Annotated in this window: 18 protein-coding genes; 10 read left to right on the top strand and 8 right to left on the bottom strand. The window is 59.9% G+C overall.

Annotation, left to right across the window (positions count from 1 at the left end):
* The first annotated feature begins 243 nt into the window (after positions 1 to 243).
* Together GKQ23_RS23850 and GKQ23_RS09685 are read left to right on the top strand one after the other, a co-directional pair.
* A complete protein-coding gene (locus tag GKQ23_RS23850; RefSeq protein ID WP_249168497.1) occupies positions 244 to 1413 on the top strand; it encodes a helix-turn-helix transcriptional regulator in 1170 nt (389 codons plus the stop codon).
* Positions 1414 to 1692: 279 nt separating this feature from the next.
* A complete protein-coding gene (locus GKQ23_RS09685; protein ID WP_056232951.1) occupies positions 1693 to 3828 on the top strand; it encodes a TonB-dependent siderophore receptor in 2136 nt (711 codons plus the stop codon).
* Between the two features lie 132 nt (positions 3829 to 3960).
* Here the strand turns inward: GKQ23_RS09685 and GKQ23_RS09680 are convergent, their stop codons facing one another.
* From GKQ23_RS09680 to GKQ23_RS09670, 3 genes are all read right to left on the bottom strand, one after another.
* The gene (locus GKQ23_RS09680; RefSeq protein WP_212410637.1) at positions 3961 to 4935 is read right to left on the bottom strand and encodes a nucleotidyl transferase AbiEii/AbiGii toxin family protein; all 975 of its coding nucleotides are present in this window, start codon (positions 4933 to 4935) and stop codon (positions 3961 to 3963) included.
* Entirely contained in the window at positions 4932 to 5651 is a 720-nt protein-coding gene (locus tag GKQ23_RS09675) for a DUF6088 family protein (RefSeq protein ID WP_212410635.1), read from the bottom strand. The genes GKQ23_RS09680 and GKQ23_RS09675 overlap by 4 nt, the downstream gene beginning before the upstream one ends.
* A gap of 277 nt (positions 5652 to 5928) precedes the next feature.
* Positions 5929 to 6528, bottom strand: coding sequence for a nitroreductase family protein (locus GKQ23_RS09670; RefSeq protein ID WP_056232956.1), 600 nt, complete (start codon positions 6526 to 6528; stop codon positions 5929 to 5931).
* A gap of 197 nt (positions 6529 to 6725) precedes the next feature.
* On the opposite strand from GKQ23_RS09670, the gene GKQ23_RS09665 reads away from it, so the two are divergent.
* The 3 genes from GKQ23_RS09665 to GKQ23_RS09655 all read left to right on the top strand — a co-directional run bounded on the left by GKQ23_RS09665 (position 6726) and on the right by GKQ23_RS09655 (position 10877).
* Positions 6726 to 7634 carry a helix-turn-helix transcriptional regulator gene (locus GKQ23_RS09665; RefSeq protein WP_056232959.1) on the top strand — a complete coding sequence of 303 codons (909 nt, stop codon included), beginning with the start codon at positions 6726 to 6728 and terminating at the stop codon, positions 7632 to 7634.
* A gap of 250 nt (positions 7635 to 7884) precedes the next feature.
* Positions 7885 to 9261, top strand: a complete 1377-nt coding sequence (locus GKQ23_RS09660; protein WP_212410633.1) for a glycoside-pentoside-hexuronide (GPH):cation symporter — start codon at positions 7885 to 7887, stop codon at positions 9259 to 9261.
* Positions 9258 to 10877 (top strand): glycoside hydrolase family 43 protein, encoded by a 1620-nt coding sequence (locus tag GKQ23_RS09655; RefSeq protein WP_212410631.1) that lies wholly within the window; start codon positions 9258 to 9260, stop codon positions 10875 to 10877. The genes GKQ23_RS09660 and GKQ23_RS09655 overlap by 4 nt, the downstream gene beginning before the upstream one ends.
* Here GKQ23_RS09655 and GKQ23_RS09650 read toward each other — a convergent pair.
* Positions 10870 to 11214: a helix-turn-helix transcriptional regulator gene (locus GKQ23_RS09650; RefSeq protein WP_212410629.1), complete on the bottom strand. Its 345-nt coding sequence runs from the start codon at positions 11212 to 11214 to the stop codon at positions 10870 to 10872. The two genes, GKQ23_RS09655 and GKQ23_RS09650, sit on opposite strands and share 8 nt — an antisense overlap.
* Before the next feature lie 52 nt (positions 11215 to 11266).
* Between GKQ23_RS09650 and GKQ23_RS09645 the strand changes: the two genes are divergently transcribed.
* Positions 11267 to 12253: a threonine/serine dehydratase gene (locus GKQ23_RS09645; protein ID WP_212410627.1), complete on the top strand. Its 987-nt coding sequence runs from the start codon at positions 11267 to 11269 to the stop codon at positions 12251 to 12253.
* A 215-nt stretch (positions 12254 to 12468) separates the two neighbouring features.
* Here GKQ23_RS09645 and GKQ23_RS09640 read toward each other — a convergent pair whose 3' ends face one another.
* The gene (locus GKQ23_RS09640) at positions 12469 to 13380 is read right to left on the bottom strand and encodes a pyridoxal-phosphate dependent enzyme (RefSeq protein ID WP_212410625.1); all 912 of its coding nucleotides are present in this window, start codon (positions 13378 to 13380) and stop codon (positions 12469 to 12471) included.
* Between the two features lie 171 nt (positions 13381 to 13551).
* Positions 13552 to 14592: a LacI family DNA-binding transcriptional regulator gene (locus tag GKQ23_RS09635; RefSeq protein ID WP_212410617.1), complete on the bottom strand. Its 1041-nt coding sequence runs from the start codon at positions 14590 to 14592 to the stop codon at positions 13552 to 13554.
* A gap of 219 nt (positions 14593 to 14811) precedes the next feature.
* Between GKQ23_RS09635 and GKQ23_RS09630 the strand changes: the two genes are divergently transcribed.
* The 4 genes from GKQ23_RS09630 (at position 14812) to GKQ23_RS09615 (ending at position 20023) form a co-directional block, all read left to right on the top strand.
* Positions 14812 to 15837: an ABC transporter substrate-binding protein gene (locus GKQ23_RS09630; protein ID WP_212410615.1), complete on the top strand. Its 1026-nt coding sequence runs from the start codon at positions 14812 to 14814 to the stop codon at positions 15835 to 15837.
* 86 nt (positions 15838 to 15923) lie between these two features.
* Entirely contained in the window at positions 15924 to 18152 is a 2229-nt protein-coding gene (locus tag GKQ23_RS09625) for an iron ABC transporter permease (RefSeq protein ID WP_212411723.1), read from the top strand.
* Positions 18149 to 19210 (top strand): ABC transporter ATP-binding protein, encoded by a 1062-nt coding sequence (locus tag GKQ23_RS09620; protein ID WP_056232974.1) that lies wholly within the window; start codon positions 18149 to 18151, stop codon positions 19208 to 19210. Before GKQ23_RS09625 ends, GKQ23_RS09620 begins: the two co-directional genes overlap by 4 nt.
* A gap of 24 nt (positions 19211 to 19234) precedes the next feature.
* Positions 19235 to 20023 carry an inositol monophosphatase family protein gene (locus GKQ23_RS09615; protein WP_056232975.1) on the top strand — a complete coding sequence of 263 codons (789 nt, stop codon included), beginning with the start codon at positions 19235 to 19237 and terminating at the stop codon, positions 20021 to 20023.
* Between the two features lie 16 nt (positions 20024 to 20039).
* Here the strand turns inward: GKQ23_RS09615 and GKQ23_RS09610 are convergent, their stop codons facing one another.
* Both GKQ23_RS09610 and GKQ23_RS09605 read right to left on the bottom strand, forming a co-directional pair.
* Entirely contained in the window at positions 20040 to 21476 is a 1437-nt protein-coding gene (locus GKQ23_RS09610) for a glycoside hydrolase family 1 protein (RefSeq protein WP_212410613.1), read from the bottom strand.
* A gap of 251 nt (positions 21477 to 21727) precedes the next feature.
* A complete protein-coding gene (locus GKQ23_RS09605; RefSeq protein WP_056232979.1) occupies positions 21728 to 22753 on the bottom strand; it encodes an LLM class flavin-dependent oxidoreductase in 1026 nt (341 codons plus the stop codon).
* Between the last annotated feature and the right edge of the window lie 176 nt (positions 22754 to 22929).

Raw genomic sequence — 22929 nt, 5'->3', positions numbered from 1 at the left:
TAAAAAGAAACGGTATTATTGATGTAAATCAATAGATTGAATTATTACCAAAAGGTTAATCAGATGATGCGGGTGGGTTTCGCTTTGCCAGCAGGCAGCTGGCAGCGCCTGTCGCCGACGCCGCATACAGGACGACTGATGAGAATAAGTATCATTTAATTTACCACTGAAATTACCGATGCTATTATTGGCGCTATCCGACGTTCAGACCTGAGCGGCCCTTCCCCCAGCCAGCGGAGTTCCATGAATACACAGCGACATGCCCGCCAGGAACAACGCTTCTCGGTGGCAAACTTTCTTGAATATGGCCAGCGCCACGCCATTGACTACCGCTTTCCGGCGCTGGGCAGCGCGCCGCAGCGTTCGCTTGCCGCCACCGTGGTGCAGGGTTACGTCGACGAGCATCTGTTGCCCTCCGGGCTCAGCGTTACCTGCTCCGACCTGCAGATCGTCCAGCCGTATGAAACTACCTCCGCCGGCCACTCCCCGCTCTATATTCTGGTGGTGGTCAGCGGCTGCGTGCAGCTGTGGCTGAACGGCGAACCCCAGCTGATGCGCGGCGGCATGGCGCTGGCCACCTCAATTGGCGACCGGCTGGAGCTGAAGGCGCGCCACGACGCGGGCCAGCGGCTGGTTGCCATCACCCTGGGCATTAATCCGGCGCGGTTTCAACCGGGATCGGAGATCGCTACCCTGCTCGGGGCCTGGCAGCAGCGCTATCCCGGTTCGGAGGTGTGGCAGATCCCGGACCATCTGCTGACCGGGCTACGGGGGGTGCTGCAGCCCTGTGCCGATCCGCTGGTGCGCCAGCTGATGCTGGAGGGGCTGCTGCTGCTGCTGCTGGCGCAACAGCTGCTGGCCGAACCGGCCGAAGCCGCTTCACAGACGGGTACAGCAGGTACAGTATCTCGTTCAGGAATGGCGAAAACTGCGGGTAACACGGCGGCCATCCCGCAGGAAAGCCCACCGGCATTTGCCTCCGCCGCCGCTGAAGCCAGGGCAGACGCTGTGGCGACCGCCGGTATTACCCGGCCCGTTGCCGCCGCATCGCCGCAAAGCGGCATGGCGGTTGCCTCGTTAACCCCACCTTTGCCGCCCGGTGAACGGGCGCGGCTGGAGCAGGTGCGCCAGCTGATCGCCGCCAGCCCCGAGCAGCCCCATACGCTGGCAGAGCTGGCGCGGGCGGCGGCGATGAGCCCGAGCAGCCTGCGCAGCAAGTTCCGCCAGGCCTACGGCGACTCGGTGTTTAACTATCTGCGCGACTGCCGGCTGGCGCAGGCCAGGCGCTACCTGCAGCAGGGGCACAGCGTGCAGCAGGCGGCGTGGATGTCCGGCTACCAGCACGCCAGCAACTTCGCTACCGCCTTTCGCCGCCGCTACGGCGTGGCACCCAGCGCGCTGCAGGCCGGTTGAGCAAACACCCGATCCCGGTCGTCCTGTTCGCCTGTGACCGGGGCCCGCCTCATCACGAGCTGACCGGGCTGGAGATAGTTCCTGAAAGCAACGGACATTATCGCCGGGATCCTGACTGTGAATTACGCCGGATAACAGCGCCGTGGCGGTTGCCCCTGCCTCTGTCCGCCCGCTTTTGTCATCCCGCATACGCAATCCGGCAGTTCGCATAGGTGCGAATGCGAATCTTTCAGCAATAATAGCCGCCGCGAATTTGATAAAAACAGAGAGACTTTCTTTATGGCAAGGCACGGTTACCGGCATTTCTCCCTTCTGGCGCTCAGCATTGCGGCCTCCCTCTCACCGCTGGCGCAGGCCGCCACCGCTAACAGCGACGGCACGCTGGTGGTCACCGCCGGTGGCGGTAGCGCCGAAAACAGCGTTGCGCCCTATACCAACAGCGCCAGTAAATCGGCGGTGCCGGAAAGCCGTACCGCGCAGACTATCGATACCATCAGCAAGGCGGAAATTGAGAAGCGCCATGCAAATTCACTGAATGAGATCCTGCGCTACGAAGCGGGCGTGGCGACCGAAATGCGCGGCTCCACCACCTATATGAGTGAGTACAAAATTCGCGGCTTCAGCGCCGAGCACGAGTACTACAACGGGCTGCAGCTGCCGTACAACGTCAGCGGCAATACCAAAGCCGGCATCGATCCGATCCTGATCGAGCAGGTGGATATCCTGAAAGGCCCCTCCTCGGTGCTGTACGGCAACGCCTCGCCGGGCGGGCTGGTGAATATTCAGGGGAAAACGCCGAAAAAAGAGCAAAGCACCGAGGTGGAGTTCACCACCGGCAACCGCGCGCTGCGTGAAGGCACGCTGGACTCCACCGGCCAGATCGCCGACAGCGACTGGAACTACCGCTTTATCGGCAAGGCCAGCGCCGGTGACGATCAGGCACAGACCACCAAACATGAAGGCTATCTGCTGGCCCCGTCCGTCAGCTGGCAGCCATCAGACCAGACGCGCCTGACCATCGATGCCATCTACCAGGATCAGCCGAGCCTGACGCCGTCCAACCCGCTGCCGCTGGCTTACCTGCGCAGCGGTTCGGCCAGCCGTGATGACTACGCCGGCGACCGCTGGAACGGCTTCAAACAGCGCCAGACGCTGATCGGCTACACCTTCGAGCACCAGTTCGACAGCGGCTGGGGCGTGGTGCAGAAAGCACGTTATGCCCACGTGGAATCATACCAGCGCAGCATCTACTCCACCGGCACCAGCGGCAGCGACACCACACTGTCGCGCTTTGGTTACACCACCGATGAGTCGCTGAACAACGTTAATATCGACAACCAGCTGACGAAAACGCTCAGCCTGGGCGAGTGGAAACACCATCTGCTGGCCGGCGTTGACTATCAGCGCCTGAACGCCAACTTTAACTATGATTACGGCAGCGTTTACCCGGCGATCGATATGCAGAACCCGGATCACGGCGTGGTCACCGATAACAATCTCGGCCTGTATGCGGCCACGCGCCAGCATATGAGCTTTAACCAGGCCGGTTACTATCTGCAGGATCAGGTCGAATTTGGCGGGCTGAACCTGATCGCCAGCCTGCGCTACGACGACTACCGCTCCACCACCACCGATCACCTCAACGGTGGTGATAAAAGCTGGGTCGACCAGGATCGCGTCACCAAACGCCTCGGCGCGCTGTACCAGTTCGACAACGGCATCGCGCCGTTTATCAGTTATTCGGAAGGCTTCCTGCCGGTGTCGCCGATTGGCACGCTGAGCGCCACCCAGGTGAAACCGACCACCAGCAAGCAGGTGGAAGGCGGGGTGAAAACGCTGCTGGCCGACTACGCCACCACGCTGACCGCCTCGGTGTTTAAGATCAATCAGAAGAACGTGCTGACCACCGATAACACCTACGTGGGTGGGCTGGCGAACTACCGCCAGACCGGTGAGATCGAATCGAAAGGGTTTGAGTTCAGCGCGGTGAGCCGTCCGCTGGAGAACCTGAACCTGATCGCCAGCTACGCCTATACGCGGGCGATTAACGTGCAGGACGACCGCTATCAGGGCCAGCGCGCCACCCAGGTGCCGGAAAACACCCTGAACCTGTGGAGCGACTACACCTTTGCCAGCGGCCCGCTGAACGGGCTGATGCTTGGTGCCGGGATGCGCTATCAGGGCAAAACCGCGATTACCCCGGACAACTCGGTGCCCGCCATCGGCGGCAATACCCAGTTTGACGCCGCCGTGGCGTACGACATGGGGGTGGTCAGCAACAGCCTGAAGGGCTTAACCGTGAAGGCCGGGGCGCAGAACCTGACCAATAAGTTCACCTACACCTGCTACGACAGCAACTACTGCTGGATCGGCCGCGACCGCAGCTGGCAGGTGGGTGCCAGCTATAAGTTCTGATTTTTTCAGCATCTGAGGGCGGCAGGGAGGCCGCCCGCAATAGCGCAGCAAAGCCAGTGAACAGACCATCGAGGGGGTGACCGTAAAATTAATTAACGAACAAGGTTTTTTACGTTCTTGATTACTACTCTTTCAGTCATGCATTCTTTTGAGAAGATCGGCTACTGAGGAGAGTACCCCAATCACCTCGTCGTCAGAGGGAAGATCGCCGTCGTAAACCAGTTCAGAAAAAGCACCGTGGAAAACACCCCTGATATTTTCCCCGGTTTCAAGTGGCTGGCTGAAAAGCACACTCTCATGCAAAGGCTGATCAAGCCAGATTCCTGCATCTTCGAACTGATCTCTGTCGGCCTGTTTCACAAGATCGACCATATCCAAAAGTTCATCAGAATAAAAAAGCTGACTGTATTGTGCATCACGTTTAATCATGCATAGATCATATATATGCCGAATTTTATCAGATAATGCCTGCTGTGGGTCTTCGGACCTGGATGCTCTGACCAATCCTAATATTTTTTCCGCAACCGTTCGTTTGATGTCGAGAACGTTGATTGCAAATCTTTCCAGTCCGAAGCGTATAATCACCGCATCACCACCCTCAATCAGCCCTTTCCTGATGAATTCTGCAATCAGTGATTCAACAGGCATAGGAGAAAAAGGCTCAGGTGAGGTAAAACTGTTTATTTCCAGCAGAATAACATCCGAGGCGTGACCAAAATCTCCATCAACGATTCGTGGAAACTCATAATAGACTTTCCGGAATTGACTTCCTTTGGACTCACCAGGCCTCTCAACATAAGTCAATCCGGCAGAAATCCTTTGCTCAGCGGCCCTTATACGCTTTTTAATCTGGTTACCGCTAAGCGCCCGATGGTTAAACATGGCCAGATCGACATCTTCTGAAAACCTTTGAATCAGACCAAAGACCTTGGATAACGCCGTTCCACCTTTAAAAATAAAATCCTCCCTGAACTCAGACTGGCTTAGCTGGAGAAGGACTCGTGTAACCCAGTAATCCTTCTCGACATAAACCTCTGGGATCTTAAAGTGATCTGCTGTCCGGTTAATCAGTTCAAGAAACATTTCTGGATTATCATGAAGGTTCATTCGACATTCCATTTATCAGCATTATCCCAGGAACCGTCCAGTCCAACTCGGTAGCGAGTAGTCGGATTGAGCTGTTTTTTGATATTCTCCGCCATATTTATATTAATTTTCTCTGTCAACAACCCTAACAAGGCTCTCGTTGCAGGCGAATAAAAACCGGCCAGATTAATAATCTCATCAAGATCACTTTTGTCGATATCCTTCAGTTTCCCTGCCATCACCTTCATGACGGATGAAGGATTACTGTCCGGTATTTTCTTAATATCTGAAAGTACATCAAGGATCTCAAGATATTCTCTGTTGGATTCCGAAACAGGTGCTTTAGCTTTCACTAATTTAACTTCGATCGTGCCAAGATTCTTGCGCTGTGGTGATTTGTTACTGGCAATGGTAATCGTTCTGGGTACCTGAGTGGTCAGACCCAGTCTGTTATAGAGGCCTGTTCCCGTAACATAACCTCTCCGCTTGCCATCCTGATAGATGAAGGTGTTCAGCTTCTCAGTATCACTGAGCTGCATTTCGCCAAAAATCCCTTTCTTTGGACGATAAAACTGCCCTTTTGCGAACCTTTTAATGTCGCCATTCTTCACCAGGCGACTGACAACCTTCACCGTAGTTTCAGGATTTGAAAGAAATGGAGATAAATCTCCATAGGTAAAAATTTTACCCGGTTCAAATCGAGTTATCTCATTCTCAACCAAGGGTTTAATCTTCATATTGCTTCCCTCCTGATAAGTATTCTACACCCGCCTTAAAAAATGGAAAGTTTTTTTGCAGAAAAAAATGACATTTAGAGTAAATGGATTTACCATTTTCTAGCAAGAACATATGTTTAACTTATTGTATTTATTGAGTTAAATTTTAAGCCGCAACAACAAATAAGCGAACCAGCAGAGAGAGGAACTGACAGAGTTTAGGAGCAATCCGGCAGCCGCAAAGACTGCCGAATTAAACCGGACCCGGCAGGCGCCGAATCCGTGGTAGCACAGAGCGTTAGCCCAGCACCTTAAAGCGTTTGTCGTCTTCGATATAGGTTTTATCTTTCGCCGGGGCCTGGACAGAACCAAAGTTCAGGTGCGCGCGCAGTTTCCAGCTGGCCGGGATATCCCATGCCTCGCGCACGTCGTTGTCGATCAGCGGGGTGTAGTGCTGCAGGTTGGCACCGATCTCCTGCTCGGCCAGCGCCAGCCAGACGGCGTACTGGGCGATGCCGGTGCTGTGCTCAGACCAGATTGGGAAGTTATCGGCGTAGCTCGGGAACTGCTCCTGCAGGCCGGCAATCACGGTTTCATCTTCGAAGAACAGTACGGAACCGGCGGAGGCGGCAAACATATCCATCTTATCGCTGGTGCCCTGAAAATTCTCGGCCGGGACGATTTTGCGCAGCTGCTCGCGGGTGATCTCCCACAGCTTCTTATGCTCTTCACCGAACAGCACCACCACGCGGGATGACTGTGAGTTAAAGGACGACGGTGCCTGACGGACGGCTTCTTTAATCAGCGCTGCAACGTCTTCTTTCGACAGTGGCAGATCGTTACCCAGTACATAGATACTGCGACGCTTCGTGGCGATTTCTAAAAAATGACCCGACATAGTTCCTCCTGGCTGAGTTTCTCCGGGAACACCCCGGAGCCTTTCATACTATGAAAATTCTGATGAAAATGGCAGCCAAAAAATCTGTGGGTGTTGTTAAAAAAAACTGAACGGCCGCGGGCCGTTGCACGGTGGATTGCTTTCGCCTGCGCGATAACGTAATAGTAACCGCTCCTGAAATTGCGCCGTGTTGTGCCATGTCCCATTCCGATCGCTTTTATGAAAAAATTGAAACCACGCTGGGCGTGGATTACATGCTGCGCGCCGGTGAAGGCGTGCCGGTGGACGGCGTGGCGATCCGCCCGCACGTGCATCTGGAACATGAGATTATGTGGTTTCGTCGCGCGCGCGGCGCGTTCTCGATCGGCAGTGAAAAATTCAGCGTGCAGGACAACACCCTGGTGTTTGTTGGCTCGATGGTGCTGCACGATATGGAACTGGAGCACAGCGGCGATCATCAGCGCTTTTTACTGCAGTACCAGCAGGCCGTGCATCATCGCCTGAAATACCCGTTTCAGCTGGGCGATCTGCAGGCCGGTTTTGTGCTGCAGCTTAACCCGCAGCAGGCCGAGCGGCTGCAGTTTCTGTTTACCTGGTTTAGCGAGCTGCACGCCGCGCCGCAGGGCCCGGAGCAGATCGATCCGCTGCTGGTGCTGCTGCTCAACACGGTGTACGGCTGCGGCGAACAGGCTGATAAAGTCATCGTCAGAGGCGATAAGGCAGGCCCGTTCGATACGCTGATTGATTTTGTGGTGTGGCTGGAACACCAGCAGCGCTTTACCCTCTCACTGACCGAGGCCGCCGCCCGCTGCGGGCTCTCCACCAGCCACTTCTCGCGCACCTTTAAAAAGATTATGCAGGTCGGCTTTAAGGAGTATCTGATCCGCAAGAAGATCGCCCGGTCCGCAGAGTTGCTGAGAAACAGCGACCTGAGCATAACCGACGTCGCCTACCGCTGCGACTTTACCGACAGCGCCTACTACTGCTACAAATTTAAAGCGCTGATGGGGGTATCACCGAAAACCTTCCGCCAGCGCAGCCGCACCACCCGCCAGCTCTCCTCTTACCATGACGTGGCCGTGCTGACGCCTGCCGCCGACGGGTAGTGCGTCGCTATCATCATCCGCCTGACCAGGGCTTATCTCTGCGTTACCTGACTGAAACACTGCCAGCACCCTCGCCCAGCTGACCGCCCAACGGCTTCTTTGCAAAACAGTGATCGCCGTTACCCCTCCTGCGCAAGAAAATTATATTCCACTCGTTTTCCATTACATTATTGCGCCCTGATAAGGCCTATTTTTGATATCGCAAGCCCGGCTTGCCTGCCCTGACAATAAAATCAAAAAAGGACTCCCTATGTCTGCACTGACGTTCAGAGAAAAAATCGGTTACGGCCTCGGTGATGGTGCGTCAAACATCATCTGGCAAACCATCATGCTGTTTATGGCCTTTTTCTACACCGACATTTATGGCCTCAGCGCCTACCATATGGGCATTATGTTCCTGGTGGTCAGGGTGCTGGACGCCTTTTTCGACGTCTGGATCGGTTTCCTGGCCGACCATACGCTGACCAGGCACGGCCAGTTCCGCCCTTATCTGCTGTGGTTCGCGTTGCCGTTCGGCGTAATTGGTTCACTGACCTTTTACACGCCGGAGTTCGGCGAGACCGGCAAGCTGGTTTACGCCTATATCTCCTACACCGCGCTGTCGCTGCTGTATACGCTGGTTAACGTGCCCTACTGTGCGCTGATCAACAACCTGTCGCAAAACCCGGCGGAGCGGGTGTCGATGCAGTCTTACCGTTTCGCCTTTGCGGCGCTGGGCGGCGTTCTGGTATCGCTGGTGGCGCTGCCGCTGACCAAAGTACTGGGCGGCGGTAACCTGCAGCACGGCTACTTTTACGCCATGCTGCTGATGGGCGGGCTCAGCACGCTGATGTTTTACCTCTGCTTCGCCATGACCCGCGAGCGTTATATTCGCCCGGTAGACCGCAGCCAGAAGTTCAGCAGCGTGTTCAGCGAACTGCGCTATCTGGCGGCGGATGCCAACTGGCGCAAGCTGTTTACTCTCAACGTGGTAAACCTGACCGCCGGGATTTTAAAAACCGGTGGCGCCATGTACTTCGTGACGTATTACCTGCAGCGCCCGGAGCTGGTCAGCGTGGTGCTGACGCTGATCCTCGCCGCCAAGTTTTTTGGCTCAATGCTGACCCCGCTGGTTGCAAAACGCATCGAACGGCTGCGGGCTTATAAACTGGCGATGTCGCTGCAGGCGCTGATTATGATCGGTCTGTTTTTTGTCCCCTCGCAGCAGGCCGTCGCCATCTGCGCTCTCATTGGCATTATCCACCTGATTAACTCAATGGCCACGCCGCTGCAGTGGAGCCTGCTGAGCGACATCATTGACCATGTTGAACGGCAGGCGGCGAAATCATTTAGCGGGCTGGTGTTCTCCACCAATATCTTCGCCATTAAGGTTGGCATCGCCATTGGCGGTGCGCTGATGGGCTGGATATTAACGTTCGGCGGCTATACCGGGGGCGCGACACTACAGAGCGAGAGCGCCGTGCTGTGCATCCGGCTGATTTTCACCGTGATCCCCGCACTGCTGCTGCTCAGCCTGATCCTGATCCTCAGAAACTACCGCCACCACCCGGTTGCTGCCGAACACGCGCCGGCAAGTCCGCAACCCACCGTTAGCTCACTGGCTGACGCTCAGGGAGAGATAAAATGACCCCCATTACCAATCCAATTCTGCCCGGATTCAACCCGGACCCGTCGATACTCTTTGCCAACGGCGCTTACTATATCGCCACGTCGACCTTTGAGTGGTTTCCCGGCGTGTGCCTCTATAAGTCGTATGATTTAAAGCACTGGTCGCTGATAGCCCATCCGCTTAACCGGGTCAGCCAGCTGGATATGAAGGGCAATCCGGACTCCGGCGGCGTTTATGCCCCCTGCCTGAGTGAAAAAGATGGCGTGTTTTACCTGGTCTACAGCGACGTGAAAAACCTCAGCGGCCGCTTCTGGGACGTCAACAACTACGTGGTCACCACCCGCGATATCGAAGGCGAGTGGTCAGAGCCGGTCTACCTGAACGGTCGCGGCATCGACCCGTCGCTGTTTCATCACGCTGACGGCAGCACATGGCTGGTAAGCATGGAGATGAGCTACCGCGACGGCGGCAAGCCGGGCTTCCCGAAGTGGAACGGCATCATTATCCAGCAGTATGACCCGCAGCAGCAGCGCCTGACCGGCGAGTGCCGCACGATCTACGGCGGCAGCGAGCTGGGGATCACCGAAGGGCCGCATCTCTATCAGCGCGACGGCTGGTTTTACCTGCTGACCGCCGAGGGCGGCACCTTTTACAACCACGGCGTAACGATGGCGCGCTCGCGTAATTTACTCGGCCCCTATGAGACTGACCCGATCGGCCAGATGCTGACCTCGCGCTACGACTGCCGCCTGCCGCTGCAGCGCACGGGCCACGCCGACCTGGTGCAAACGCCGCAGGGCGACTGGTTTATGGTGCACCTGTGCGGCCGGCCGCTGCCGTCACGCGGCCGCAGCACCATGGGGCGGGAAACGGCGATCCAGGCGGTGTACTGGAACGAAGAGGGCTGGCTGCGGCTGACCAGCGGGAAAAACACCCCGCGGCTGCAGGTGCACTCGCCGCTGGCTGAGAGGCCGTGGCCGGCTCTGCCGGTGCGTGAGGATTTTGATTCACCGACACTGCCGCTGTGGCTGCAGACGCTGCGTATTCCGCTGCCGGAGTCGGTGTGCAGCCTGCAGGCACGTAAAGGCTGGCTGCGGCTGTACGGCCGCGAATCCCTCAGCTCGCGCCACTGCCAGAGCCTGGTGGCGCGGCGGCAGACGGATTTCGCCTTCACCGCGCAGACCTGCGTCGATTTCCAGCCGACCTCGTTCCAGCAGATGGCCGGGCTGGTGTGTATTTACGACACCACCCACTACCTCTATCTCTACCTGACGCGCGGCGCTGACGGCAGGCGCGTCGTTAATCTGATGATTAACGATCTCAACCGGCTCAGCCAGCCAACGGAAAGCGGCACGGAAACGGGCCATGACGGCCCGGTGTATCTGAAAGTGGAGGTCAGCTTCGACGCCGCGTTCTTCTTCTGGTCCGCCGACGAAACCACGTGGCAGCCGGTCGGCGGCTATGTTGAGTTCAGCAAACTGTCGGACGAATACTTTAAAGAGCGCGGCATCGAGCGCTTTACCGGCACCTTCGTCGGCCTGTGCTGCCAGGACTTTACCGGTGAAAACGCGTATGCCGACTTCGACTACTTTGAGTACCGGGCGGAGGAGCAGTGTGGTGGCGTGCTTACTTAGCGATCGTCTCCGTTGCGGTGTGCGTCAGCGCGCTGATCGCCGCGCTGGCTTCGGCCAGCCGCTGCGGCACCAGCTTGTAGAACACCCAGTTTTTGATGCGTTTTGAGGTTACCAGCCCGGCCTTCGCCAGCAGCTGCAGGTGGCCGGTAACGGTCGGCTGGCTGAGGCCAAGCTTTTCGGTGATAAAGCCGACGCAGACGCCATCCTCAACCAGATCGCCGTCGCGCTGGGCGGGAAACCAGGCGCACGGATCGGCCAGCCAGTGCAGTATCATCAGCCGCTGTTCGTTGCCCATCGCCCGCAGCAGTTCTGCCGTGGTCGTCATCTGCTTGTTCATATAGCCAAATACCTATATAGTTATTTCACAATACACTTACCGAGCCACTACTATGACAGACCCACAGCAAACGGCAACCGACACGGTCAGCGTGCAGGATATTGTTGCCGCTGCGGAGCGCATCCGTTCCACGGTGCGCACCACGCCGTTAGATCCCTCCCCCGCCCTCTCGGCACGCATCGGTGCGGAGCTGCGCCTCAAGCTGGAGAGCCAGCAGCTGACCGGCAGCTTTAAGCTGCGTGGAGCGACCAACGTGCTGGCCAGCCTGACGCCCGAACAGCGGCAGACCGGCGTGATTGCTCCCACCGCCGGCAACCACGGGCTGGGTCTGGCCTGTGCCGGCCATGCCACCGGCGTGCCGGTCAGCATCTACCTGCCGCACGCGGCAGATCCGGGCAAGGTCGCCACCATGCGCGATTTTGGCGCGCGCTTAACCTTCTTCGACGACGTTGAACAGGCTCGCCATGCGGCGCTGGCCGAGGCGCAACGCTCGGGTGCCGTCTTTGTGTCGGCCTACAACAACCTCGCCATGGTGGCCGGCGGCGGCACGGTCGGGCTGGAGATCCTGCAACAGTGGGCCGACGCGGAGATCATCCTCGTCAACATCGGCGGTGGCGGTCTGGCGGCCGGGATCGCAACGGCGGTGAAAGCGATCAATCCGGCGATTGAAGTATGGGGGATTCAGAGCGAGGCCAGCCCAACCTTCGCCCGCTGGATGGATGCGGGTGAACCCGTGCCGGTTGCGCACAGCCCGTCGGTTGCCGAAGGCGTCAGCGGCCCGATTGAAGCCTCCACCCTCACCTGGCCGCTGGTGCGCGACCGGGTGGATCGGGTGCTGACCGTTTCGGAAGCGGAGATCAAAGCCGCGATGCGCATCCTGCTTGACGTTGAGCGCCAGGTCGCTGAACCGTCCGGCGTACCGGCGCTGGCCGGGGCGCTGCGCTATGCGGGGGAGATCGCCGGACGCCGCACCGTGGCGGTGATCAGCGGCAGAAACGTGGCGGGTTCGCGCTATCTGTCGCTGCTTAACGACGCCTGATCGGCAACGTCAGCCCGATCGGGCTGGCTGCTGTAGCCCGCCTGATTGGCAATGGTACCTGTCAGCACGATTGCATTAGCCATCCTGGCCGGCAATGATGACCTGTCATCTCCACTGCATTAGCCATCCTGACCGGCAATGATGACCTGTCAGCCCAACTGCATTAGCCAGCCCTGACCCGTAAGGTCGGTGGCGTTACTTGTCTGCCTCAGCGCTCAGCCCGCAAATGACTGTAGCGAAGCCACGGTGGCGGTGGATCCGCCACAGACAATCACCAGCACGTTGTTCACCCCGTCCAGCGGCAGCTTCCGGCAGTACAGCGCCGCCAGCGCCGCGCCGCAGGCGGGTTCCACCAGCACGCGCTGGTCGTCCAGCAGGCTCAGGCAGGCATCCACGGCCTGACGATCGCTGACGGTAACGGAGGTAATATTCAGCTCACGGCTCAGATCCACGGCGCGCTGGCACACCTGGCGGGCACCCAGCGACGTCGCCACGCCGGACAGTTGCGCCAGTTCCACCGGCTGGCCCGCCGACAGCGCCGCCGCATATGACGCCATCCCCGCGGTTTCGACGGCATACACCGGCACATCCTGTAACCCGTTACGCAGCAGCCCTTCGCCCACGCCGGCCAGCAGGCCACCGCCCCCTACCGACAGCACCACCGCATCCGGCCGCACCCCAGCCGCCACCACTTCATCAATCATCGTCGCGTGGCCCTGCCACAGCAGCGGATCGTCAAACGGATGGATAAAGGCATCGTTGTCGGTCAGCAGCGACAGCGCCAGATCGTTCGCTTCTGCCCAGGTGCTGCCATGTACCCGGACCTCCGCCCCTTCCAGCACCAGCAGCTGGCGGGCGCGGACGGAGGCGGTTTCCGGCACCACCACGATGACCGGTACGCCAAGCTGCCGCCCGGCATAGGCCACCGCCAGCCCGGCGTTACCGCCGGAAGAGGAGATAAAGCGGCGGGCACCGCGCGCGTAGTGGGTTTCACAGGCGTGGCCGACGCCGCGAATTTTAAACGAGCCGGAGGGCTGCAGCGCCTCCATCTTCAGCCAGACGCGGGTCTGATTCAGCTGTCCAGGCGGCAGCGACTCCAGCAGCGGAGTGGTGATACTCAGTGGCATGTAACGCTCCATCGGAAAAGGGGATCCGGCAAAGGGATAGCGAGGATTTATTTCAACAAAATAGTGAAATTAACTCGAATAACTCTCACAGGACGTGGAGTAAATTACGCTTACAGACCACTTAAATCAACAATTTGTTTAACTAGTCTGACAGCTCAGCTGCTGTCCTGCTCAGCCCCCGCGAATCGTCCCGCGCCAGATAAATTCGGCCTGATAGCTGCGCGTCTCACCGGCGGTTTCCAGCCCCGCGTTCGCGCTGTCCCGCTCCTCCTTACGCTCCTGCGCCACCAGCCAGTTCACCGCGTCTTCGGCAAACAGCGCCACCGGTTGGGTGAAGGTGGTGAGGTTGTACGAGGACCAGCTGGCCTGCGGGATATCATCGTAACCGGCGATGCACAGGTCTTCAGGGATGCGCAGGGCAAAGCGGTGCCGCGCCTCATCCATAAAGCCGCAGGCCAGCAGGTCGGTGACGCAGAACACCGCGTCCGGGCGATCGCGGCGGGTCAGCAGCCGGTGGGCGAGGATCTGCCCGCTCTCGTAGGAGGTGGTGCCAAAGCGCTCGACGCTGACCTGCAGCCCGGCCGCTTCCGCCGCCTGCACAAATCCCTGTTCGCGGGCCATCAGGCTGGGCGTGCCGGCCAGCGAGTTGGCAAAGGCCAGACGGCGGCAGCCGGCGCGGGCGAAGGCCATCACCACCCGGCTGGCGGCCTCCTGACTGTCCTGATTGATGCTCAGCGACCCCGGCAGCACGTCATTACGGTTGATCAGCACCAGCCGCTGGCCGTGCCTGTGACACTGGCGGGCGATGGCGCTGTCCGGCATGCCGGAGAGCAGAAACGAGGCGTCGGCGCGGAAGTTAATCGCCTGCTGCAGCGCGGCGGCCACGCTGTCGTCGGAGCGGTCGGTGTTAATCAGCATGGTGATTTTACCGGCCGCCTGCAGCTGCAGGGTCAGCAGCCGCACCAGGCTGGCGCGATACGGGGTGGCCAGCTCCGAGACGATCAGGCAGACGATGCCGCTGCGGTGGCTGACTAACCCACGCGCCAGATGGTTGACGTGATAGCCGAGAGACTCCGCCGCCTGCATCACCCGTTTACGGGTGGCTGGCGATACGCTGGCTCCCGGCGTGAAGGTGCGTGACACCGCCGAACGCGACACGCCGGCCAGGTCGGCCACATCTTTTGCACTGACTACCGCCTTCTCCACTGCCATGCTGCACCCCCGCTGGTAAACGAAAACTGATTTTGTCGCAGTTTGCACGCATGTGCAAATAATATTGTTGCAATATTGTTCTGTTTTTGTGACGCAACCACTGAAATGCCATGCAACGCGATTGACAGGTTAATTGTTGTCCATTAATTAATTGCACACAAGTGCAAAAAAAACTCCGGCGACACCGTATCGCCACCCTACAGAACCAAGGAGAACACTATGTATCGTCTGACCCTGATTGCAGCCGTCGTCGCCGGATCCGCGTTCGCCGCCCCGGCCCAGGCGGCCGGCAAGCTGAATATGATCTGTTCCGCCGACGTGGTGGTGTGTGAGCAAATGACCAACCTGTTTGAAAAGCAGCACCCGGATATCAAGGTCAGTATGGTGCGGCTCTCCGCCGGGGAGGCCTATGCCCGCATCCGCACCGAGGCACGTAACCCGCGTACCGATATCTGGTGGGCGGGTACCGGCGATCCGCATATGCAGGCCGCCGACGAAGGGCTGACCCAGCCTTATCAGTCGCCGCTGCTCGGCGAGCAGCAGGAGTGGGCGCGCAAGCAGGCAGAGAGCGCCGGTTACCGCACCGTCGGCGTCTACGCCGGGGCGCTGGGCTGGGGCTACAACACCAAACTGATCGCCGACAAAAAGCTTAAGGCTCCGGCCTGCTGGGCCGACCTGCTGGATCCGGCGTACAAAGGCGAGATCCAGATGGCTAACCCGAACTCCTCCGGCACCGCCTATAACACTCTCGCCACGCTGGTGCAGATTATGGGCGAGGAGAAAGCCTTCGACTATCTGAAAAAGCTTAACGCCAATATCTCGCAGTACACCAAATCCGGCTCTGCCCCGGTGAAGGCGGCTGCGCGCGGTGAAACCACTATCGGCATCGTGTTTATGCACGACGCGGTGGCGATGCAGGTGGACGGCTTCCCGGTCAAGGCGGTGGCCCCGTGCGAAGGCACCGGCTATGAAATTGGTTCGATGTCGATCGTCAAAGGCGCGCGCAACCTCGCCAGTGCCAAAGTGTGGTACGACTGGGCGCTGAGCGCCGACTCACAGTCGCATATGAAAGATGCCAAATCCTTCCAGCTGCCGTCTAACCGCAACGCGGCGATCTCCGAGTACGCGCCGCGCTTTGAGAACATCAAGCTGATCGACTACGACTTTAAAACCTACGGCAACTCGGAAAAACGCAAAGAGCTGCTCAGCCGCTGGGATAAAGAGATCGGTGCCAGCGCGCAGTAACGCCGCCTACCCTGACGTCTGACGCCGTGCGGCCAACCCGATGCGCCGCACGGCCTGTTCCCTGACACCCGATGACCGAGGTGAAAATGAATGCGCAAAACCGCCGCCTGAACGGGGCTTTGCTGCTGGGTGCCTGCGCCCTGCTGCTGCTGCCGTGGTACAGCCAGGAAGCCGGCTTTTTCGATTTCGGCTGGCTGAGCACGCTATGGAGCGAGGCCGACAGCGCCCCCGCACTGTGGCAAATCGTCCTGTTTGAGCGCCCGTGGCTGGCCGTTGCCGTGCTGATGCTGGCGCTGTGCGGGCTGGCCCGCCTGCAACAGGCGGGGCCGCGACGCGGCACCCTGCTGATGGCCGCCAGCGCGGCCGCGATCCTGTTTTTACTGTTTGAAGGCCATGCCATCGGCTACAGCGGCTGGAACTGGCAGTGGAGCGAGCAGCTGTTTGGCACGCTCAGCCAGGGGCAGCCCGCCTTTGGTGGCGGGGCGATCCTGCTGCTCACCAGCCTGCTGCTGCTGTTCGCCTTCGGGCTGGCCGAGCGCGGCGCGCTGAAAGGCGATGCCTTTGTGGTGGCCGCGCTGGTGCTGCTGACCGCGCTGGTCAGCACCTTTGTGCTCTATCCGGTGCTGGGGATGTTTGTTGCCTCGGTGCAGGACGTCGACGGTTCGTTTAAGCCGGACGGGCTGATCGCCAACATTCAGGATCCGGCGATCTGGAGCCTCGGCTGCCTTGACGGCGGCACCTGCGGCACCGCCTGGCGTACCCTGTGGCTGGCGCTGATGACCGCCACCGGCTCCACCCTGCTCGGGCTGGCCTTCGCGCTGGCCGCCACCCGCACGCCGCTGCCGTTTAAAAAGGGGCTGCGCCTGCTGACGGTGCTACCGATCATCACCCCACCGTTTGTGATTGGCCTGGCGCTGATGCTGCTGTTTGGCCGCGCCGGCGTGGTCACCGAACTGCTCTCCACGCTGTTCGGCATCGAGCCGGGCCGCTGGCTGTACGGCCTGACCGGTATCTGGATCGCCCAGGTGCTGTCGTTCACCCCGATCGCCTTCCTGGTGCTGATCGGCGTAGTCGAGGGCGTCAGCCCGTCGCTGGAAGAGGCCTCGCAGACCCTGCGCGGCAACCGCTGGCTCACCTTCCGCCGCGTCTCGCTGCCGCTGATGGCTCCCGGCCTGGCCAACGCCTTCCTGATCAGCTTCATCGAAAGTATGGCCGACTTCGGCAACCCGATGGTGCTCGGCGGCAGCCACGGCGTGCTCTCCACCGAGATCTTCTTCTCGGTGGTCGGCGCGCAGAATGACCCGAGCCGCGCGGCGGTGCTGGCGATGATCCTGCTGTGCTTCACCCTCAGCGCCTTTATTGTGCAGCGGGTGTGGCTCTCCGGCAAAAGCTTCGCCACCGTCACCGGCAAAGGCGATGCCGGAACGCACTGCGGGCTGCCGCGCGGCCTGCGTTACGGTGTCTACGGGATGGTGATCCCGTGGGGCCTGTTTACGCTGGTGATTTACGCGATGATCCTCGTCGGCGGCTTTGTGCAGTCGTGGGGGCTGGACAGCAGCCTGACGCTGGCGCACTACGCCCGCGCCTTTGGCCTGACATGGAACGACGGCCAGATCCTGTGGACCGGCGTGGCGTGGAACTCGTTCTGGACCACGCTGGAGATCTCGCTGATTGCCGCACCGCTGACCGCCGCCGTCGGCCTGCTCACCGCCTGGCTGATCGTCCGGCAGAAGTTCGCCGGCCGCCAGACCTTCGAGTTTATGCTGATGCTCAGCTTCGCCATCCCCGGCACGGTGATCGGCGTCAGCTACATCATGGCCTATAACCTGCCGCCGCTGGAGATCACCGGCACCGCGATTATCCTCGTCGCCTGCTTTGTGTTCCGCAATATGCCGGTTGGGGTGCGCGGCGGTATTGCCGCCATGAGCCAGCTGGACCGCAGCCTCGATGAAGCCTCGCTGACACTGCGTGCAGGCAGTTTCCGCACCCTGCGTAAAGTGATCCTGCCGCTGCTGAAACCGGCGATCAGCGCCGCGCTGGTGTATGCCTTTGTCCGCGCCATTACCTCAATCAGCGCGGTGATCTTCCTCGTCAGCGCCCAGTACAACATGGCCACCTCCTATATCGTCGGGCTGGTGGAAAACGGCGAATACGGCGTGGCGATCGCCTATTCATCGGTGTTAATCGTGGTGATGCTGGTGGTGATCCTTGGCTTCCAGCTGCTGGTCGGTGAACGCCGCCTGCGCCGCACCACCCGACTTGCCACAATGCCGGTGGCCGCGCCACCGGCCCTGCATCAGGAGAAAGCAGTATGACCACAATCCGTTCCGGTTCGGTGGTGTTTGATAACGTCACCAAACAGTTTGCTGATTTTACCGCCCTGCCCGGTCTGTCGCTGACCGTGGAGCCGGGCACGCTGGTGACGCTGCTTGGCCCCTCCGGCTGTGGCAAAACCACCACCCTGCGCCTGCTGGCCGGCCTGGAGCACCCGACCTCCGGCCGCATTCTGATCGGCGGTAAGGACGTCACCCGCCTGCCCGCTAACGAGCGCGACGTGGCGATGGTGTTTCAGTCCTACGCGCTGTTCCCGCACATGAGCGCGCTGGACAACGTGATGTACGGCCTGCTCGCCAGCCGCCTGCCGAAAAAGGAGGCGCAGGACCGCGCCCGTGAAGGGCTGAAGCTGGTGGGGCTGGAGGCAATGGGCCAGCGGCTGCCCTCGGAGCTCTCCGGCGGCCAGCAGCAGCGCATCGCGGTGGCGCGCGCGCTGGTGCTGGAACCGCAGGTGCTGCTGCTGGACGAGCCGCTCTCTAACCTCGATGAGCGGCTGCGCCGCCGGGTGCGCAGCGAGATCCGCGAGCTGCAGCAGCGGCTCGGCTTTACCGCCGTCTACGTCACCCACGATCAGGAGGAGGCGCTGGCGGTCTCCGATAAGATTATTGTCATGAAAGAGGGGCATATTGCCCAGCAGGGCGCGCCCCGCGAGCTGTATCACTCGCCTGCTTCGGTATTTATCGCCGACTTTATGGGTGAGGCCAATATTCTGCCGTGCGACGTCGAGCGGGTGGAAAACGGCGAGGCGATCGTCGCCCTCGGCAGCCGCCAGTTTCGAGTTGCGGGCGCGGATGCCCGCCCTGGCGCGGCGCAGCTGTCGGTACGCCCGCAGTTTATCAGCCTGCAGGCCGCCGACAGCGGCGCGCTGACCGGGGAAGTGACCCACAGCACCTGGCTTGGCGATCACGTGGAGTATGAAGTGCAGAGCGAGCTCGGCACGCTGTTTATCGTGGATACGCAGATGGAACGCCAGCTGGCCCCCGCCACGCGGGTGGCGATCGATTTTAAACCTCAGGGGTTGGCGCTGATTGCCCGCTAATCCCCTTTTGCAAAAGGATGTTCTATGAGCGAACAGATTTCCCGGCGCCTGGCGCTGGCTGAACAGGTGGCACGCGAAGGCGGTGCAATGGCGCTGGACTATTTTACCCGCCGCGACAGCCTGGTAATAGAGACCAAACGTGACGCGCAGGATGTGGTATCGGAAGCCGACCGTAACGTCGAGTTACTGATCCGCGACCGTATTGCCGCTCAGTTCCCGGACGACGGCTTCCTCGGTGAAGAGTATGGCCTGCAGCCGGGCAGTTCCGGCTACAGCTGGGTGGTGGACCCCATCGACGGCACCAGCCCGTTTGTTAACGGCATGCCCAACTGGTGCGTATCGGTGGCGGTGATTTATCAGGGTGAACCCGTGATAGGCGTGATTATGGCCCCCTGCCAGCAGGAGTGTTTTGTCGCGGCCCGCGGCCAGGGCGCAACGCTGAACGGTAAAACCCTGCGGGTGGATCCGGCGCGTACGATGCAAAACCACGTCACCGGCTTTGGTGCCAACAGCTACGTAACGCCGGAGCGCGTCGGTGAGATTGCTGCCGATATAGTGCGCGCCGGCGGTAACTTCTTCCGCAACGGCTCCGGGGCGATGATGCTGGCGTGGGTAGCGGCCGGGCGGCTGGTGGGTTATTACGAACCTTATATGCACGCCTGGGACTGCCTGGCGGGATACTGTCTGGTGAATGAAGCCGGGGGCTGGACGCACGCATTTGATACTGAAGGTGAAAAACTCACCCGCGGTGCGCCGGTGCTGGCGGTAGCGCCGGGGGCAAAGGAGGAATTGCTGCGGATTGCCGGGCTGTAAAGCCCGGCAACTGTCTTTAGCTCAGATCGCTGCCGTTGGTGGCGATCACCTGCTGATACCAGTGGAAGGATTTCTTCTTATAGCGGTTGCCGCTGCCGTTGATGTTGTCATCAAGATCGACGTAGATCATGCCGTAGCGCTTGCTCATCTCACCGGTGGACATACTCACCAGATCGATACAGCCCCACGGGGTGTAACCCAGCAGATCCACGCCATCTTCAATTGCCCCGGCCATCGCTTCAATGTGCTGACGCAGATAGTTAATGCGGTAGTCATCGGCGATGTAGTGGTTTTCATCCGGCTTGTCGATCGCACCCAGGCCGTTCTCAACGATAAACAGCGGTTTCTCATAGCGGTCGTACAGCTGATTCAGCGCAATGCGCAGGCCGACCGGGTCGATCTCCCAGCCCCATTCGCTGGCTTCAAGGAACGGGTTGCGCGCGCCGCCCAGCAGGTTGCCGCTGGCGGCCTCGGCGGCCGGATCGGTTTTATAAATGGTTGAGGACATATAGTAGCTGAAGCCGATGTAGTCCACGGTGTGCTGCTTAATCAGCTCCAGGTCGCCCGGCTGAATGTCCAGCGTCACGCCCAGCGAACGCCACAGGCTCTGCGCATAGTACGGATATTTACCGCCCGCCTGCACGTCGGCGCAGTAGTAGTTAAACGCCTGGTTCTCTTTCAGCGTTGCCAGCTGGTTGATCGGGTCACAGTCCCAGGCATAGTTGGTGGCGAAGAGGATCATGCAGCCGATCCGGATCTGCGCATTGGTCTCATGAGCGATTTTTACCGCCAGCGCGCTGGCGACAAACTGGTTGTGCCACGCCTGGAATTTCGCCTGCGGCTCCAGCGCACCGCTCTGCACGGTCAGCCCCTGGCTCATCATCGGGAAGTGGGCGGCGCTGTTGATCTCGTTAAAGGTCATCCAGTACTTCACCTTATGCCCAAAACGCTCCAGCACCGTGCGCGCAAAGCGCTCGAAGTGGCCGATCAGCTCGCGGTTTTTCCAGCCGCCAAAGGCGGTGGCCAGGTGCAGCGGCATCTCGTAGTGGGAAATGGTGATCACCGGTTCAATGCCGTGGGCGATACAGGTATCGATCACCTGGTCGTAGTGGCTCAGGCCGGCTTCGTTAGGCTGCTGCTCAATACCGTTCGGATAGATGCGCGTCCAGCCGATGGAGAAGCGGTAACACTTGAAGCCCATTTCGGCAAACAGCGCGATATCTTCACGGAAACGGTGATAGTGATCGATGCCCTTATGGTTCGGATAGGTGTACTTATCGGCGTCGACGGTGAAGTCAAACTCCTTTGATGCGACGATCGCCAGGCGCTGCTTGCCGCCCGGAATGGCGTCAACGATCGACAGCCCTTTTCCCTCGGCGTCAAACGCGCCCTCTACCTGATTGGCGGCGGTGGCACCGCCCCACATAAAGCCCTGCGGAAAACGCTGTTGCATACACTGCTCCTGTAATCCCTGAAGTTCTCAGACTGCGGACGATGAGCCGGCACGATTCAGCCAGCTCTGCGCGGCAGATTTTAGAGGATTTAACCCGGGTGTAACAGGAGGACGTGCAGCAGGATGCCAGGCGGGCTGCCTTTACAGGAGTCAGGGTGCCGGTACCGGCAGTAAAGAGTAGGAAATATGGGTGCCGAAGATCAGGGATCCGGCAGCGGTCATCCGCGCCGCCGGACCCTGGTTCCGTCAACTCAGTCGCGCCAGCCGAGGCCCGGAGCAACGTGTTTCAGAATCGCCTCAATGGTATGTGCGCAGTAGTCGACGCCCAGCTGATTAGGCACGGTCAGCAGCAGCGTGTCCGCTTCGGCGATCGCCTCATCGGCCGCCAGCTGTTTAATCAGCACGTCCGGCTCGGCTGCGTAGCTGCGGCCAAAGATGGCGCGGGTGCTGGCATCCAGATAGCCTACCGAATCGCCCTCTTTACCGCTCTGACCAAAGTAGGCGCGGTCCGTATCATTCACCAGCGCGAAGATGCTGCGGCTGACCGATACGCGCGGTTCGCGGGTATGCCCGGCCTCTTTCCACGCCGCGCGGTAGGCGCGGATCTGCTTCGCCTGCTGGATATGGAACGGCTCGCCGGTTTCATCATCCTTCAGCGTCGAACTCTGCAGGTTCATCCCCAGCTTCGCCGCCCACACCGCCGTGGCGTTGGAGCTGGCACCCCACCAGATACGATCGCGCAGGCCGGCAGAGTGCGGCTCCAGCCGCAGCAGGCCAGGCGGATTAGGGAACATCGGCTGCGGGTTCGGTTCCGCAAAGCCCTCCCCTCTCAGCACCTCCAGCAGCGTTTCGGTGTGGCGGCGCGCCATGTCCGCGTGGTTCTCACCTTCAGCAGGCGCGAAACCAAAGTAGCGCCAGCCGTCAATCACCTGTTCCGGGGAGCCACGGCTGATGCCCAGCTGCAGGCGGCCACCGGCGATCAGATCAGCCGCGCCGGCGTCTTCGGCCATATACAGCGGGTTTTCATAGCGCATATCGATCACGCCGGTGCCCAGCTCAATGGTTCTGGTTTTTGCTCCGGCCGCCGCCAGCAGCGGGAAAGGTGAAGCCAGCTGGCGGGCAAAGTGGTGTACGCGGAAGTAGGCGCCGTCGGCCCCCAGCTCTTCAGCGGCGACCGCCAGGTCGATCGACTGCAGCAGCGTGTCGGCCGCTGAGCGGGTGGCCGAGTGTGGTGACGGAGTCCAGTGACCAAAGGACAGAAAGCCGATCTTTTTCATTAAAAAAACCCTCAGTTAGCAGCGAGCCGCTGATTTCAATCATATTACGTCCATTTTGCCGGGGACGACAGCGGGCAGATTAAGCCGTGCGTGCTTCCGGCTAAGCAGTAACCCTGACAGTGCGTTACATGAAATCTGCGTGAAGCCTCTGAAGATCAACAATCTGTCACCCGGTA

This window comes from Erwinia sp. E602, from assembly GCF_018141005.1.
Lineage (GTDB): Bacteria > Pseudomonadota > Gammaproteobacteria > Enterobacterales > Enterobacteriaceae > Erwinia.
Note: the sequence above shows the minus strand (reverse complement) of the source record. Positions and strands in the feature narration are given on the sequence as shown.